The organism is Saccharothrix sp. DSM 118769 (genome assembly GCF_052936295.1).
This window is the reverse complement of sequence record NZ_CP193627.1, coordinates 1,725,338-1,739,165: the sequence shown is the minus strand read 5'-3', so window position 1 is coordinate 1,739,165 and position 13,828 is coordinate 1,725,338. Positions and strand designations below refer to the sequence as shown.

Here is a 13,828-nt window from a genome sequence, read left to right as displayed (position 1 = left end):
CCAACGCCCGGGTCCCGAGAGTCGTACGCTCAGGCCCGGTGAGTTCTTCATCCGCGAACGAAGAACTCAGGGGTCCCGGACGTACGACTCTCGCGACCCGGGGGTACGACTCTCGGGGCCTGGGCGTACGACTCTCGGTCAGTCGTTGTCGCGGAGCACGCGCAGGGCGTTGCGGCCGGCGAGCTTGGCGCAGTCGTCCTCGCTCCACCCGCGGTCGAGCAGGGCGGCGAACAGGTCCGGGTAGCAGGAGACGTCCTCCATGCCCTCCGGCAGGTGCCGCGTGCCGTCGTAGTCGCCGCCCAACCCGATGTGGTCGACGCCGGCGACCTCGCGGGCGTGGTCCAGGTGCGCCAGCACGTCGTCCATCGTCACGCGCGGCGTCGGCTCGGGCCACGTGTCGACGAAGCGGTGGCGGGCGTCGAGGTCGTTGTGGTTCTCGCCGGCGGCCGTCATGGCCTCCTTGAGTCGCTCGTCCCACTCGACGTAGGGCTGCGACACGAAGTGCGGCACGAACGTCACCATGCACACCCCGCCGTTGCCGGCGAGGCGTTCGAGCACGTCGTCGGGCACGTTGCGCGGGTGGTCGGCGACCGCGCGGCACGACGAGTGGCTGAACAGGACCGGTTTGGTGGTGACGTCCAGCGCGTCGCGCATGGTGGTGGCGGCGACGTGCGACAGGTCGACGAGCATGCCGATGCGGTTCATCTCGCGCACGACCTCGCGCCCGAACTCCGTCAGCCCGCCGTGCACGGCCTCGTCGGTGGCCGAGTCGGCCCACGGCGTGTTCTCGTTGTGGGTGAGGGTCATGTAGCGCACGCCGAGCCGCCGCAGGGCCCGCAGGACGCCCAGCGACCCGCCGATGGAGTGCCCGCCCTCCGCGCCGATCAGCGAGGCCAACCGCCCGTCCTCGAACGCCCGTTCGGCCTCGTCGGCCGTCCGGGCGATCCTCAGGTGCCGGGGGTAGCGGGCCGCCAGCTCGTGGACCAGCTCCACCTGCTCCAGGACGGTGGTCACCGCTGCGTCACCCGCCAGCCGGCACGGGACCCAGACGGACCAGAACTGCACGCCCAACCGGCCCTCGCGGGCGCGGACCAGGTCGGTCTGGAGGGCGGGCTGGCGCGTCGTCAGGTCGACGACCGCGACGCTGTCCGCGGGGTGACCCGCCGTTGACTTTTCACCGAATTGCCCGCCGTCGGCCAGATCGCGCAGGGCCCACGGCAGGTCGTTGTGGCCGTCGACCAGTGGCACGCGGGCCAGCAGTTCCTCGGCCCGACCCCGACTCGTGGTGCTCGACACGGGCAACTCCTAGATGTCGTCGTGAGAACGGTTCGCGTTACACGACCTCCGCAGTTGTCCACCGATCGTGTGACAACGGGGGCCATCAGTGACAACTCGTTCGCGATAGATACCCGATTGATCGTCCCGTAGACCCGCTTGGGCGGCTACGCTGCCCCAGACGACACCACTTTCGGTCGATCAGTGGCGCGGCTGATTGGACGAAAGTCCCGGTGCCGGTCGGGGGGCACGACCGACTCCAGGGAGGTAGTGACGTGGCTGCCGTCGGCTTAGGTCAGGCCGTTCGTACCACGCCAGCCGGCTCGTTGCCGGCGAACATGGTCCCGCACCCGCGGGAGGAGCTTTTTTCAGTGCTGGTGGTCGACGACCACCCACTGCTGAGGGAGGCGATATCGGCTCGGCTCACCCAGATGGGAGCCGGGACAGTGCATGAAGCGGCATCGGTTGCGGAGGCTCGGGCGCGGGCACTCGCGACCGGACCGTGCGACCTCGCGATCCTCGATCTGGGTCTGCCGGACGGTACCGGCATCGACCTGGTCACGGAACTCCGTGCCCAGGGCTGGCCCCGCATCGTGGTCCTCGCGTCCTCCGACGACCCCTACGCGGTCAGGTCGGCCTTCCAGGCGGGCGCCCAGGCGTACCTCCTGAAGTCCGCCTCGCCGATGGTGGTCACCGACGGGGTGCGCAGGGTCCTCGACGGCGGCGTCTACGCAGACCCGAGCGTCGCGCCCGTGCTCGCCGCGGGCACGAGGGTGCCGGGCACCGACAACACGCCGCGGGAGCTCTCCGCGCGTGAGGTCGAGGTCCTCCAGCTGGTCGCCGATGGCCAGAGCAACAAGGAGATCGGCGAAGCGCTCAGCCTTTCCGCGCTGACGGTGAAGTCCCACCTGTCGCGGATCGGGCGCAAGCTGGGCACCGGGGATCGGGCTCAGATGGTCGCGCTGGCCATGCGTGCCGGCGTGATCCGCTGAGGGCGGTTGCCACACTGAACCGACCGAACACACCCGCGAGTGGTGCGTTCGTCGTAGGGTCATCCGCCGTGGACGTACCCTCCGACGAGCCAACCGAACCAACCGGAGCTGATCCGGTGCCGCTGGTGGAACCCGCTGACGGGGTTCCACCCGTCGTCGCCGACGCTCCGTCGCTCCGGCGTGCCGCTGACGCGCTCGCCGGGGCGACGGGTCCGGTCGCGGTGGACACCGAGCGCGCCTCGGGCTACCGCTACTCGCAACGGGCCTACCTGGTGCAACTGCGCCGGGCAGGTGCCGGGACCGTGCTGGTCGACCCGATCGCCCTGGGCGGTCGGCTCGACCCGCTGGTCGAGGCGCTGGACGGAACCGAGTGGGTGCTGCACGCAGCGTCGCAAGACCTGCCGTGCCTCGCCGAACTCGGGCTCCGGCCGAGCACGTTGTTCGACACCGAGCTGGCGGGCAGGCTGGCCGGTTTCGAGCGGGTGGCGCTGGGCACGCTCGTCGAGCGCTTGTTGGGCTACCGGCTGGAGAAGGGGCACGGTGCGGCCGACTGGTCGCGCCGGCCCCTTCCCGCGGACTGGCTCAACTACGCGGCGCTCGACGTGGAACTGCTGGTCGAGCTGCGCGACGTGCTCGAACAGGAACTGAAGCGGCAGGGGAAGCTGGAGTGGGCCCTCGAGGAGTTCGAGGCAGCCCGCACGGCGCCCCTGCCGCGTCCGCGCGCGGAGCCGTGGCGCCGCACCTCGGGCATCCACCGCATCCGCAGCCCGCGGCAGCTCGCCGCGGTGCGGGCGCTGTGGGAGGCGCGTGACGCGCTGGCCCGGGAACGCGACATCGCGCCGGGTCGGGTGCTGCCCGACACCGCGCTCGTCGAGGCTTCCGTGCGCGGTCCGGCCGACGAGGCCGCGCTGCTCGCGCTCCCCGTGTTCCGGGGTCGGGCGCAGCGGCGCCTGGTGTCGGTGTGGCTCGGCGCGCTCCAGAAGGCCGCGGCCCTGCCGCGCGCCGAACTGCCCGAGCCCTCGCAGCAGCACGACGGCCCGCCGCCGGCCAACCGCTGGTCCGACAAGGACCCGGCCGCCGCCGTCCGGCTCGCCGCCGCGCGCACCGCGCTCACCGCCATCGCCGAGGCCAACACCCTGCCGGTGGAGAACCTGCTGCTGCCGGACCTGGTGCGCCGCACCTGCTGGCAGCCGCCGGCCGACCTCTCCCCCACCGGCGTGGCGGCCACCCTCCGCGAGGGCGGCGCCCGGTCGTGGCAGGTCGACCTGACCGCGACGGCCCTGGCCGAAGCGCTGGCGACCCAACCCCCCACCACCTGACCCACCCCCACCCCCACTCCGGCCGCGAACGCAGGACACAAGGGTCGCGAGCGCATGACTCGCCGGCGACGAGCGCTGGACTCGCCCAACACGAACGCACGACTCGCGCGAGTCCTGCGCTCGCGACCCGCGAGTCCAGCGCTCGCGGCGGGTGAGTCATGCGCTCACGACCCGCGAGTCCTGCGTTCGCGGCCGGTGAGTCCTGCGGTCAGGTCTTGTCGGGCGGGGTGGCGGCGCGGCGGTGGGAGGCGTGCCGGCGGGCCAGCCTGCGCACGGCCGCCAGGGCCGCGTCACCCAGCACGGTGCCCACGGCCACCCTCTCCAGGGCGGCGTCCACGGACGTCGCCGCCATGACCCAGTCCAGGTCCCGCTCGGCCAGCTCGGCACCCGCCCGCGCGTAGTCGTCGAACAGCTCGACGAACGCGCCCTGCCCGACCTCGCGCGCCCTGGTGAGCACGGTGACGAGCGCCTGGTAGGCGTCCGAACGCTCGTCGCACTCCCAGCCCCGCCGCTCGACCAGCTCGCGCACCCGCGCGTGGGCCTCCTCGTCGGGCGACGGTTCGCTCTCCACCCCCCCGACGGCCTTCTCGACCGTCCCCATGGCCTTGTAGAGCGACTTCTCCGGGTCGTCCAACGCGCCCAGCACGTCCCGCACGGCCGCGATCGACAGCCCTCCCACCTCCACGAGCGCCCGCACGAGCCGCAGCCGGTGCAGGTGCTCCTCCGCGTAGCGGGCCTGGTTCGGGCTGGTCAGCTCGCCGGCCGGGAGCAGCCCTTCCCGCAGGTAGTACTTGATCGTCGGCACCGGCACACCACTGCGGTTGCTCAACTCGGCGACGCGCACGTCTCGACACCCCTTCCCAACACGGCCCCAAGTATGGATACTACCGCTATCCGATAGCAGACAGCGCCACTATCCATATGAGGAGCCGACCATGTCCCGCTTACTGCGCCCGCACCCACCGCTGATGCTGTTCTCCCTGCTCATGACCGCCTTGACGCTGGTCTCGGTGGGCGGTCTGGTCCTGGACGACCGCATCCTGACCGGATCACCCATCTGGTTCAAGCCGTTCAAGTTCGCCGTCTCGCTCGCCCTGTACGGCGTGACGCTGGCCTGGATGCTCACCTTCGTCACCCGCTTCCGCCGGGTCGCGTGGTGGGCGGGCACCGCGATCGCCGTCGCCGGCGGCGTCGAGATGACGATCATCGTCACACAGGTCCTGCGCGGCAGGCGGAGCCACTTCAACGTCGCCACGGCGCTGGACGCGACGCTGTTCTCGATCATGGCCGGCACGATCGTGACGCTCTGGGCGCTGCACGCGGTCATCGCGGTCGCCCTGCTGCTCACCCGCTTCGAGGACCGCGTCGCGGGCCTGGCGATCCGCCTCGGCCTGGGCCTGGCGCTGGTCGGCCTCGCGCTGGGCTTCCTGATGACGCGCCCGGCCCCCGGCCAGGACCCGGCGGCCGGGGTGGTGGGCGCGCACAGCGTCGGCGTGCCCGACGGCGGCCCGTACATGGCGGCCACGGGCTGGAGCACGACGGGCGGCGACCTGCGCGTGCCGCACTTCGTGGGCATCCACGCCCTCCAGGTGCTGCCGCTGGTGGTGCTGCTGTTCCGCCGGCGCGCGAACACGGCCCTCGTGTGGGCCGCGGCGATCGGCTACGCGGGGTTGATGGTCCTCGTCACGTGGCAGGCGCTGCGCGGTCAGCCGCTGCTGCGGCCGGACGCGGCGACGCTGGCGGGCACGCTGGCCGTGCTGGTGTGGACGGGCGCCGCGACGGCGTGGGCCCTGCGCCGGCGGCCGGCCCAGTCCGTGCCGACCACGCCCGAGCGCGAGGCGGTGCCGGCATGACCGGGTTCCTGTTCGGGATCACGTTCTGGTTGGTCGCGCCGTTCTGGGCGTTGATGGTGTTCGCCCCGAAGTGGTCGTGGACTCACCGGATCGTGTCATCGCCGCTGATCGCCGTACCGGCCCTGGTGGTCTACACGGCCCTGGTCGCCGGGCACCTGCCCGAGCTGTGGGCCACGATGAGCAGCCCCGAGCTGGGCTCGCTGCGCGAGTTCGCCGGCTCGTCGTGGGGTGCGGCGGCGATCTGGGCCCAGGTCCTCGCGTGGGACCTGCTGGTCGGGGTGTGGATGTTCCGGGAGGGCCGTCGACTGGGCCTGCACCCGCTGCTCATGGGCCCCCTGCTGGTGTTCACGATCATCCTCTCCCCCTTCGGGTTCGCGATCTTCCTCGCCATCAGGTACGCCTGTGACCGAGCCGACAGGGGCACCACTGTGGTTACCGGTCAGTAACAGGGGCTAGAGTTGTGTTACCGATCGGTAGGAGAGGAGACGCCGTGGCCGCACCAGTAGCGCCGGCACGCGTTCGCAACGTGGTCTTCGTGGACGGTGTGCGCACGCCGTTCGGCAAGGCCGGCCCCAAGGGAATCTTCGCGGAGACCCGTGCCGACGACCTGGTCGTCAAGGTCATCCGCGAGCTGCTGCGCCGTCACCCCGAGCTGCCCCCGGAGCGCGTCGACGAGGTGGCCATCGCGGCCACCACGCAGATCGGCGACCAGGGCCTGACCATCGGCCGGACCGCGGCGCTGCTCGCGGGCCTGCCGAAGTCCGTGCCCGGCTACGCCGTGGACCGCATGTGCGCGGGCGCCATGACGGCCGTGACGACCTCGGCCAGCGGCATCGCGTTCGGCGCGTACGACGTGGTCATCGCGGGCGGCGTCGAGCACATGGGCCGTCACCCGATGGGCGAGGGCGTCGACCCGAACCCGCGGTTCCTGTCCGACAGGATCGTGGACCCGTCCGCGCTCGTCATGGGCTCGACGGCGGAGAACCTGCACGACCGGTTCCCGCACATCACCAAGGAGCGCACCGACGCCTACGCGGCCGCCTCGCAGGCCAAGTACGCCGACGCGGTGAAGAACGGCAAGATCGGCCCCGAGCTGGTCCCGGTCGCCACCCGCTCCGCCGAGCACGGCTGGGGCCTGGCCACGGCCGACGAGCCGCCCCGCCCCGGCACCACCGTCGAGGACCTGGCGAAGCTCAAGACGCCGTTCCGCCCGCACGGCCGGGTCACCGCGGGCAACGCGGCCGGCCTGAACGACGGCGCGACCGGCTGCATCCTCGCCGAGGAGGAGACCGCCCGCGAGCTGGGCCTGCCCGTCGGCATGCGCATGGTGGGCTACTCGTTCCTGGGCGTCGAGCCCGACGTCATGGGCATCGGCCCGGTCCCGGCGACGGAGAAGGCCCTCAAGCGCGCCGGCCTGTCCATCGAGGACATCGGCCTGTTCGAGATCAACGAGGCGTTCGCCGTGCAGGTGCTCGCCTTCCTCGACCACTTCGGCATCGCCGACGACGACCCGCGCGTCAACCAGTGGGGCGGCGCGATCGCCACCGGCCACCCGCTCGCCTCGTCGGGCGTGCGGCTGATGACGCAGCTGTCGCGGCAGTTCGCCGAGCGCCCCGACGTGCGCTACGGCATCACCACCATGTGCATCGGCATCGGCATGGGCGGGACCGTCATCTGGGAGAACCCGCACTGGAACGGGGAGAGCAAGTGACCGCTTTGACCGCCGACGAGGCGAAGGCCCTGTTCCCCGACGAGGTCGTCACCACCGCCCGCACCCGGTTCGTCCAGGTGCCCGGCGTGGACGGCCAGGTCGCCCTGATCACCATCGACAACGGCCACGACCACACCCGGCCGTCCACGTTCGGCCCGCAGTCGCTGGTCAGCCTGGGCACGGCGTTCGACGAGGCCGCGGCCGCGAACCCGGTGGCCATCGCGGTCACCGGCAAGCCGTTCGTGTTCGCCGTCGGCGCCGACCTGACCGCCGTGGAGGGCGCGTCGCGGCGCGAGCAGGCCGTGACCATCGGGCAGCTCGGGCACGACGTGTTCCGCAAGTTCACCGAGTCGACCGTCCCGACCTTCGCGTTCGTCAACGGCGCGGTCATGGGCGGCGGCCTGGAGCTGGCGCTGTCCTGCCACTACCGGACGCTGGCGTCCAACGCGGCGGCCATCGCGCTGCCCGAGGTGTTCCTCGGCCTGTTCCCGGGCTGGGGCGGCACGCAGCTGCTGCCGAACCTGATCGGCGCGAACGACGCGGTCACCGTGATCTTCGAGAACGCGCTGAACCAGAACAAGATGCTCAACCCCAAGCAGGCTCTCGACCTGGGCATCGCCGACGTGCTGTTCGACTCGGCCGACTACCTGGAGCAGTCGCTGCTGTGGCTGGCGTCCGTGGTGCGCGGCGACGTCGTCCCCCACCGCGGGGAGATCGACCGCGGCGAGGCGTGGGACGCGGCCGTCGCCCGGGCCCGCGCCATCGTCGAGGGCAGGACCAAGGGCGCGGCGCCCGGTGCGCTCAAGGCGCTGGAGCTGCTGGAACTGGCCCGCGCCAACGACCTCGACGCCGGGTACGCGGCCGAGACCGAGGCGCTGGCCGACGTCGTGATGAGCGACGAGCTGCGCGCCGGCCTGTACTCGTTCAACCTGGTGCAGAAGCGGGCCAAGCGGCCGGCGGGCGCGCCGGACAAGTCCCTGGCGCGCAAGGTCACCAAGGTCGGCATCGTCGGCGCGGGCCTGATGGCCTCCCAGATGGCGCTGCTGTTCGCCCGCCGGCTGGAGGTGCCCGTCGTGCTGACGGACGTCGACCAGGCGCGCGTGGACAAGGGCGTCGGCTACGTGCACGCCGAGGTCGACAAGCTGCTCGGCAAGAAGCGCGTGTCGCCGGACAAGGCGAACCGGCTCAAGGCCCTGGTCACCGGCTCGCTGGACAAGGCCGCGTTCGCCGACGCGGACTTCGTCATCGAGGCCGTGTTCGAGGACCTCGGCGTGAAGAAGAAGGTGTTCGCCGAGGTCGAGGAGCACGTCTCGGCGGAGGCGGTGCTGGCGACCAACACGTCGTCGCTGTCGATCACCGACATGGCGGCCGACCTGAAGCACCCCGAGCGGGTCGTCGGCTTCCACTTCTTCAACCCGGTCGCGGTCATGCCGCTGCTGGAGATCGTGCGCGCCGAGCGCACCGACGACGCGACGCTGGCCACCGCGTTCGCCGTGGGCAAGCAGCTGAAGAAGTCGTCGGTGCTGGTCAAGGACGCCCCGGCGTTCGTGGTGAACCGGCTGCTGACCCGCTTCATGGGCGAGGTCGTGAAGTCCATCGACGAGGGCACCCCGTTCGAGGTGGCGGACAAGGCCACCGAGCCGCTGGGCCTGCCCATGTCGCCGCTGGTGCTGCTCCAGCTCGTCGGCCCCGCCGTGGCGCTGCACGTGGCCGGCACGATGCACGGCGCGTTCCCCGACCGCTTCGGCGTGTCGGAGAACATGAAGCGCTTCGTCGAGGCCGGCAAGACCGCGGTCTGGCAGTGGGACGCCACCGGCAAGCAGACCGTGGACCCCGAGGTGCAGGCGCTGTGGGAGTTCGGCGACAAGCCGCTCACCGGCGACGAGGTCTTCAACCGGGCCCTGGAGGCCCTGGCCGAGGAAATCCGCATCATGCTCGACGAGGGCGTGGTGGCCGAGGCGCAGGACATCGACCTGTGCATGGTCCTGGGCGCGGGCTGGCCGTTCTGGCTGGGCGGCATCACCCCGTACCTGGACCGCTCGGGCATCTCGGAGAAGGTGACGGGCAAGCGCTTCCTCGCCCCCGGCATCGCCTCCGTCCCCGCCTAGCCCCGGTCCCGGCCCTGGTCCCGGCCGGCTGGTCCTGACCACAGCGCACCCCCGTCGCCCTCCCGGGTGGCGGGGGTGCGCTGTCGCGTGGGCGGTCACCGCGCGACGCCCGGTCGGCGACTCCCCGGCCACCTGCCTCTGACACCGAGTGGTCGCCGGTTGCTGCGCCCGGTTACCGCCGGCGCGCAGCCGGGTGAGCGGGCGCCGGAACCCGCCGCCGCACCCGATCTTGGTGGCATGACCCCTCAACGCCGAAGAGCCCGCGCCCGCCGACCGCACCCCGACCCCGTGCGGGTGGAGGAGCTGGTCGCGTTCCTGCGGTCCGACCGGGGCTGGCGCGACGAGGTGGCCCGCCGCCTCGTCGCCAGGCTCGACCAGCGGCTCGTGCGGTCGGTGCGCGCGTGCGGGTGCCGCCCCATCGCGCACGTCGCCGAGCAGCTCGACAGCCAGGCGTGCGTCGACCTCGGCCCCGGCGCCCCCTACCAGCTCGCGAAGGCCGTGTACGGCCAGGTGAGGCTGCGCGGCGCCGCCCGCCTGCGCCAGACCGCCCGCAGCCTGCGCGTGCTCGGCGTGTACCTGTGCGGCAGCGACCTGGCGCACTGCCCGTGCACCGAGGCCCTGGCCCGCGACCCGCAGCAGGCGCGCGTGGACCACGTCGTCAGGGGGGCGCTCGACGGCGCCGGGTTCTGAGTTTCACGCGTGTGGTTCGCGGCAACTCGGTCACCGTGGGTGAGATCCGGATAGGCACGTCGGGCTGGCACTACCCGCAGTGGCGCGGGGACTTCTACCCGCGCGGCCTGCAACAGCGCCTGGAGCTCCAGTTCCTGTCCCGGCGGTTCGGCACCGTGGAGGTCAACGGCTCGTTCTACGGCCTGCGCAAGCCGACCGACTACCGGTCGTGGTCCGAGCGCACGCCCGACGACTTCGTGTTCGCCGTGAAGGGCCACCGCGAGGTCACCCACCACAAGCGCCTGCGCGACGTCGGGGACGCGCTGCGCGAGTTCTACGACTCCGGCGTGCTGGACCTGGGGCCCAAGCTCGGCCCCGTGCTGTGGCAGCTGCCGCCGATGCTGCCGTGGCGGCCCGAGCGGCTGGCCGCGTTCCTCGACCAGCTCCCGCCCGTCCGGCACGCCCTGGAGATCCGCCACCCCACCTGGGACAACCCCGAGCTGGTCGAGATGCTGACCGAGCGCGGGGTGGCGCTGTGCGCGGCGGAGTCGGCGGGCCGCTTCCCCGAACCGGTCGAGCCGACCGCCGACTTCGCCTACGTGCGCCTGCACGGCGACCGCGAGCTGTACAAGAGCGCCTACTCCGACGAGGCGCTGGACAAGTGGGCGTCCCGCGTCCGCGAGTGGTCGAAGACCCGCGACGTCTACGTCTACTTCGACAACACCATGGACAACGCCGCGCCGCACGACGCCGTGGTCCTGGCTCAGCGGCTGGCGATCGACTGAGGCACCCGGTCCAGCACGATCCCGAAGTGCTTCGCGTAGGCGGCGAGCAGCGCGTCGTCGCCCAGGTCCTCCACGAGCCTCTCGTCGCCCTTGGTGGTGATCAGCTTCGAGCCGGCGACGGTCACCCGCCCCTCGGCGGTGGGCAGCGAGCAGGTCGCGCCGCGCCGGAACGGCGACCCCGGCCACGTCTGCTGGTACCAGCACGTGGCCCGGAACTCCGCCAGCTCCCGGGGCCGCCGCTCGAACCGGTACTGCGGCACCCCGTCGAACAGCACGTCCACGTCGCCCTCGGGGGTGTCGACGAGCCGGAACACCCCGGTCGGGTCGTGCTGGTCCTCCCGGCTCGTGATGTCCAGCGGTCGCAGCGCGAACCGGCCGAACCCCACGTCGACCAGCAGGTTCCCGACGCGCAGCGCCAGGTGGTCGAACGGCGGACCGTACGCGCCGTCGGTGAACACCTTCGCCGACAGCAGCTCCACGTCGTGCCCGAGCGCGCGGAGCAGCGCGGCGAACGCCCCGTTCAACTCGTAGCAGAACCCGCCGCGCCGCCGGTGCACGACCTTGTCCACCAGCGCGTCCTCGTCGAGGCTGATCTCCTCGCCGAGGTGGATGGACAGGTTCTCGAAGGGCACCGTCGCCAGGTGGCGTTCGTGCAGTTCGACGACGCCATCGGCGCGGGTCGCGCCGATGCGGTCGAGGTAGGCGTCGAGCGTGCGGTCGTCCATGGTCGACACCTTCCACCCTCAGGTGCGCTGGAGGTCAAGAAGGGGTACCCCGGGGCCATGGCGGGACAGGTGCGGATCGGCACGTCGGGCTGGGTGTACCCGACGTGGCGGCGCGGCGCGTTCTACCCCGAGGGGCTCGTGCAGCGCCGCGAGCTGGAGCACATCTCGCGCCTGACCACCTCCGTCGAGCTGAACGGCTCGTTCTACTCGCTGCAACGCCCCTCCAGCTACCGGGCGTGGGGCGAGCAGACGCCCGACGACTTCGTGTTCGCGGTCAAGGGCGGCCGGTTCATCACGCACCTCAAGCAGCTGCGCGACGTGGAGGTGCCGCTCGCGAACTTCTTCGCCTCCGGCGTGCTGGCGCTGGAGCACAAGCTCGGCCCGTTCCTGTGGCAGCTGCCACCGCGGATGACCTACGACCCCGACCGGCTGGCCACGTTCTTCGACCTGCTCCCCCGCACCACCGGGGAAGCCGCCAAGCTCGCGGAGAACCACGACGCACGCCTGCCCGACGAACGCGCCCTCGTGACCACCGAGGTCGACCTGCCCCTGCGGCACGCCCTGGAGGTCCGCCACGAGACGTTCCTGACCGACGAGTTCCACGACCTCCTGCGGGCGCACGGCATCGCCCTGGTCGTCTCCCACAGCGCCGGCCGGTTCCCGTACCTCGACGACGTCACCGCCGACTTCGCCTACCTCCGCCTGCACGGCAGCCAGGCCCTCTACGTGGGCAGCTACACCGACGCCGAACTCGACCACTGGGCGGACCGCGTCCGCGAGTGGTCGGCGACCCACGACGTGTACGCGTACTTCGACAACGACACCGACGCGGCGGCCCCGCACGACGCGGTCCGCCTCGCCGCCCGCCTGGCCCATGCCTGACGCCGCCCTCGACCGCGCCGCCCGCCTCGCCCTGGCCATCGCCCGCGACGGCCCGGACTGCACGTGGTGCCGCCGGGCGTTCACCGGCCACGTCACGCCCACCACCGACCACCTCGTGCCCAAGGTCAAGGGCGGCCCGTCGTGGCTGGAGAACGAGGTCGCCGCCTGCCGCCGCTGCAACCGCGAACGCGGCCACCTGTCCCCCGTGGACTGGCTGGCCGAGTGCGAGCGCCGCGGCTGGCACCCCGACGCCGACCGCGTGGCGCGCGTCCTCGACTCCCTCGCCGAGGCCATCGCCGACCGGGGCGGCCAACGCCGTGCCCGCCCCTACCTGGCGGGCCAACAGCGCCGGTTGAACCACACCAACAGGTGACGGCCCGGGACAACCGGCCCAGCCGCGTGCAACCTGGGTGACATGAAGATCATCACCCTCACCGCCGCCCTGTCCCTGCTCGCCACCGGCACCGCCGCCGCCGCGCCCGCCAGCCCGACCTGCGACCGCGGCGAGTTCTGCGCCTGGTCCGCGAAGGACTACACCGGCACGGCGCACCGCCTGGACCTGGAGACCGCGAACCCGCGCGAGTGCATACCCCTGCCGGACGGCTTCACGGCGCGTTCCTTCGCCAACCTCCTCAACCGCGACACGTCGGTGTTCCAGAGCGCGACGTGCTCGACCGAGTCCGACTTCACCACCTACCCGGGCCGGGGCACCTACGTGCCCGACGCCCCGTTCGTCGTGCGGGCGGTGCAGGTCTGGGAGCCGTAGGACCCGATTCTGGGCGAAGACGGCCACTCGCGGGCCGTCTTCGTCCAGAATCGACCTCCCACCCGCACGTGAAAGGGACCGATCCCCGGTGACCACCCGCTCCACCGCGCGCACCCCCGAACCGACCACGCACCTCCCCGTCACCGAGGAGCAGGCCGAGGCGATCACCACCGGCTCCCTGAACCGCGGCAGGCTCCTCTTAGCGTCCGCCCTGGTCCTCGGCGCGGTCACCACGGCCCTGTCCCCCCTGCTGGCGGGCGGTTACCGCCCCCTGGCCGAGTTCGCCCGGACGTCGAACGGCGTCGCCGTCGCCACGGTCCTGACAGCCGGCCTCACCGTGCTGCTGGGCAGACGAGCCCTGGACGGCACGCACCTCGTCCTGCGCCGAACACGCCAACTCCGCAGCGCCATCGGCCTCTCCTGGGCGTTCGGCCTCCTGGGCTCACTGCTGGCCGTCTTCGCCCAGACCTACGCCCTGGTCAGGACCACCGGCGACACCGGCGCGGCCTGGCTCCTGCTCCCCCTCTACGTCCTCCCGATCCTCCCCACCTCCGCGGCGGTCGTCACCGGCAGGCGCCTGTTCCCCGTGTAGCGGACCGCCGCACCGGCCGCGGCACGATGAGCCGGATGCCGGAGCCACCCTCGTGGGCCTCCGCGCCTCCCTCGCAGCCGACGGCGCGCCGGCGCGCCATGAACGGCGTCCACGCGCGGGACGGTGAGCGGTGAACCCCCTCATCCGCGAG

General features: G+C 72.2%; 15 protein-coding genes. 12 read left to right on the top strand and 3 right to left on the bottom strand.

Annotation, left to right across the window (positions count from 1 at the left end; translation table 11 throughout):
• Window positions 1-138: 138 nt before the first annotated feature.
• Window positions 139-1,296 (bottom strand): membrane dipeptidase, encoded by a 1,158-nt coding sequence (locus ACRAKJ_RS08390; protein ID WP_438921282.1) that lies wholly within the window; start codon window positions 1,294-1,296, stop codon window positions 139-141.
• A 254-nt stretch (window positions 1,297-1,550) separates the two neighbouring features.
• On the opposite strand from ACRAKJ_RS08390, the gene ACRAKJ_RS08385 reads away from it, so the two are divergent.
• Both ACRAKJ_RS08385 and ACRAKJ_RS08380 read left to right on the top strand, forming a co-directional pair.
• Window positions 1,551-2,267 (top strand): response regulator, encoded by a 717-nt coding sequence (locus tag ACRAKJ_RS08385; protein WP_015099292.1) that lies wholly within the window; start codon window positions 1,551-1,553, stop codon window positions 2,265-2,267.
• A gap of 68 nt (window positions 2,268-2,335) precedes the next feature.
• On the top strand, window positions 2,336-3,586 hold the full coding sequence (locus tag ACRAKJ_RS08380; RefSeq protein ID WP_438921281.1) for an HRDC domain-containing protein: 1,251 nt from the start codon (window positions 2,336-2,338) through the stop codon (window positions 3,584-3,586).
• A 208-nt stretch (window positions 3,587-3,794) separates the two neighbouring features.
• Here the strand turns inward: ACRAKJ_RS08380 and ACRAKJ_RS08375 are convergent, their stop codons facing one another.
• Entirely contained in the window at window positions 3,795-4,430 is a 636-nt protein-coding gene (locus ACRAKJ_RS08375; RefSeq protein ID WP_438921280.1) for a MerR family transcriptional regulator, read from the bottom strand.
• Window positions 4,431-4,521: 91 nt separating this feature from the next.
• Here ACRAKJ_RS08375 and ACRAKJ_RS08370 point away from each other — a divergent pair, with 91 nt between their 5' ends.
• The 6 genes from ACRAKJ_RS08370 (at window position 4,522) to ACRAKJ_RS08345 (ending at window position 10,712) form a co-directional block, all read left to right on the top strand.
• A complete protein-coding gene (locus tag ACRAKJ_RS08370) occupies window positions 4,522-5,439 on the top strand; it encodes a hypothetical protein (RefSeq protein ID WP_438921279.1) in 918 nt (305 codons plus the stop codon).
• Window positions 5,436-5,885, top strand: a complete 450-nt coding sequence (locus ACRAKJ_RS08365; protein ID WP_438921278.1) for an ABA4-like family protein — start codon at window positions 5,436-5,438, stop codon at window positions 5,883-5,885. The genes ACRAKJ_RS08370 and ACRAKJ_RS08365 overlap by 4 nt, the downstream gene beginning before the upstream one ends.
• A 44-nt stretch (window positions 5,886-5,929) precedes the next feature.
• On the top strand, window positions 5,930-7,150 hold the full coding sequence (locus tag ACRAKJ_RS08360) for an acetyl-CoA C-acyltransferase (protein WP_438921277.1): 1,221 nt from the start codon (window positions 5,930-5,932) through the stop codon (window positions 7,148-7,150).
• Complete coding sequence (locus tag ACRAKJ_RS08355; RefSeq protein WP_438921276.1) at window positions 7,147-9,258, top strand: 3-hydroxyacyl-CoA dehydrogenase NAD-binding domain-containing protein; 2,112 nt, start codon at window positions 7,147-7,149, stop codon at window positions 9,256-9,258. Before ACRAKJ_RS08360 ends, ACRAKJ_RS08355 begins: the two co-directional genes overlap by 4 nt.
• 237 nt (window positions 9,259-9,495) lie before the next feature.
• Window positions 9,496-9,948 (top strand): hypothetical protein, encoded by a 453-nt coding sequence (locus ACRAKJ_RS08350; RefSeq protein WP_438921275.1) that lies wholly within the window; start codon window positions 9,496-9,498, stop codon window positions 9,946-9,948.
• 35 nt (window positions 9,949-9,983) lie between these two features.
• Window positions 9,984-10,712: a DUF72 domain-containing protein gene (locus ACRAKJ_RS08345; protein WP_438921274.1), complete on the top strand. Its 729-nt coding sequence runs from the start codon at window positions 9,984-9,986 to the stop codon at window positions 10,710-10,712.
• Here ACRAKJ_RS08345 and ACRAKJ_RS08340 read toward each other — a convergent pair.
• Window positions 10,691-11,437, bottom strand: a complete 747-nt coding sequence (locus ACRAKJ_RS08340) for an arylamine N-acetyltransferase (protein ID WP_438921273.1) — start codon at window positions 11,435-11,437, stop codon at window positions 10,691-10,693. The genes ACRAKJ_RS08345 and ACRAKJ_RS08340 overlap by 22 nt on opposite strands.
• A gap of 57 nt (window positions 11,438-11,494) precedes the next feature.
• Between ACRAKJ_RS08340 and ACRAKJ_RS08335 the strand changes: the two genes are divergently transcribed.
• The 4 genes from ACRAKJ_RS08335 to ACRAKJ_RS08320 all read left to right on the top strand — a co-directional run bounded on the left by ACRAKJ_RS08335 (window position 11,495) and on the right by ACRAKJ_RS08320 (window position 13,677).
• Window positions 11,495-12,319, top strand: a complete 825-nt coding sequence (locus tag ACRAKJ_RS08335; RefSeq protein WP_438921272.1) for a DUF72 domain-containing protein — start codon at window positions 11,495-11,497, stop codon at window positions 12,317-12,319.
• A complete protein-coding gene (locus ACRAKJ_RS08330) occupies window positions 12,312-12,692 on the top strand; it encodes an HNH endonuclease (RefSeq protein ID WP_438921271.1) in 381 nt (126 codons plus the stop codon). The genes ACRAKJ_RS08335 and ACRAKJ_RS08330 overlap by 8 nt, the downstream gene beginning before the upstream one ends.
• Before the next feature lie 42 nt (window positions 12,693-12,734).
• Window positions 12,735-13,085: a peptidase inhibitor family I36 protein gene (locus tag ACRAKJ_RS08325; RefSeq protein WP_438921270.1), complete on the top strand. Its 351-nt coding sequence runs from the start codon at window positions 12,735-12,737 to the stop codon at window positions 13,083-13,085.
• A gap of 88 nt (window positions 13,086-13,173) precedes the next feature.
• On the top strand, window positions 13,174-13,677 hold the full coding sequence (locus ACRAKJ_RS08320) for a hypothetical protein (protein WP_438921269.1): 504 nt from the start codon (window positions 13,174-13,176) through the stop codon (window positions 13,675-13,677).
• Window positions 13,678-13,828: the final 151 nt, after the last annotated feature.

Coding starts and splice junctions, on each gene's coding strand:
- ACRAKJ_RS08325 (WP_438921270.1), top strand. CDS start 12,735: ATGAAGATCATCACCCTCACCGCCGCCCTGTCCCTGCTCGCCACCGGC.
- ACRAKJ_RS08340 (WP_438921273.1), bottom strand. CDS start 11,437: ATGGACGACCGCACGCTCGACGCCTACCTCGACCGCATCGGCGCGACC.
- ACRAKJ_RS08350 (WP_438921275.1), top strand. CDS start 9,496: ATGACCCCTCAACGCCGAAGAGCCCGCGCCCGCCGACCGCACCCCGAC.
- ACRAKJ_RS08335 (WP_438921272.1), top strand. CDS start 11,495: ATGGCGGGACAGGTGCGGATCGGCACGTCGGGCTGGGTGTACCCGACG.
- ACRAKJ_RS08330 (WP_438921271.1), top strand. CDS start 12,312: ATGCCTGACGCCGCCCTCGACCGCGCCGCCCGCCTCGCCCTGGCCATC.
- ACRAKJ_RS08365 (WP_438921278.1), top strand. CDS start 5,436: ATGACCGGGTTCCTGTTCGGGATCACGTTCTGGTTGGTCGCGCCGTTC.
- ACRAKJ_RS08370 (WP_438921279.1), top strand. CDS start 4,522: ATGTCCCGCTTACTGCGCCCGCACCCACCGCTGATGCTGTTCTCCCTG.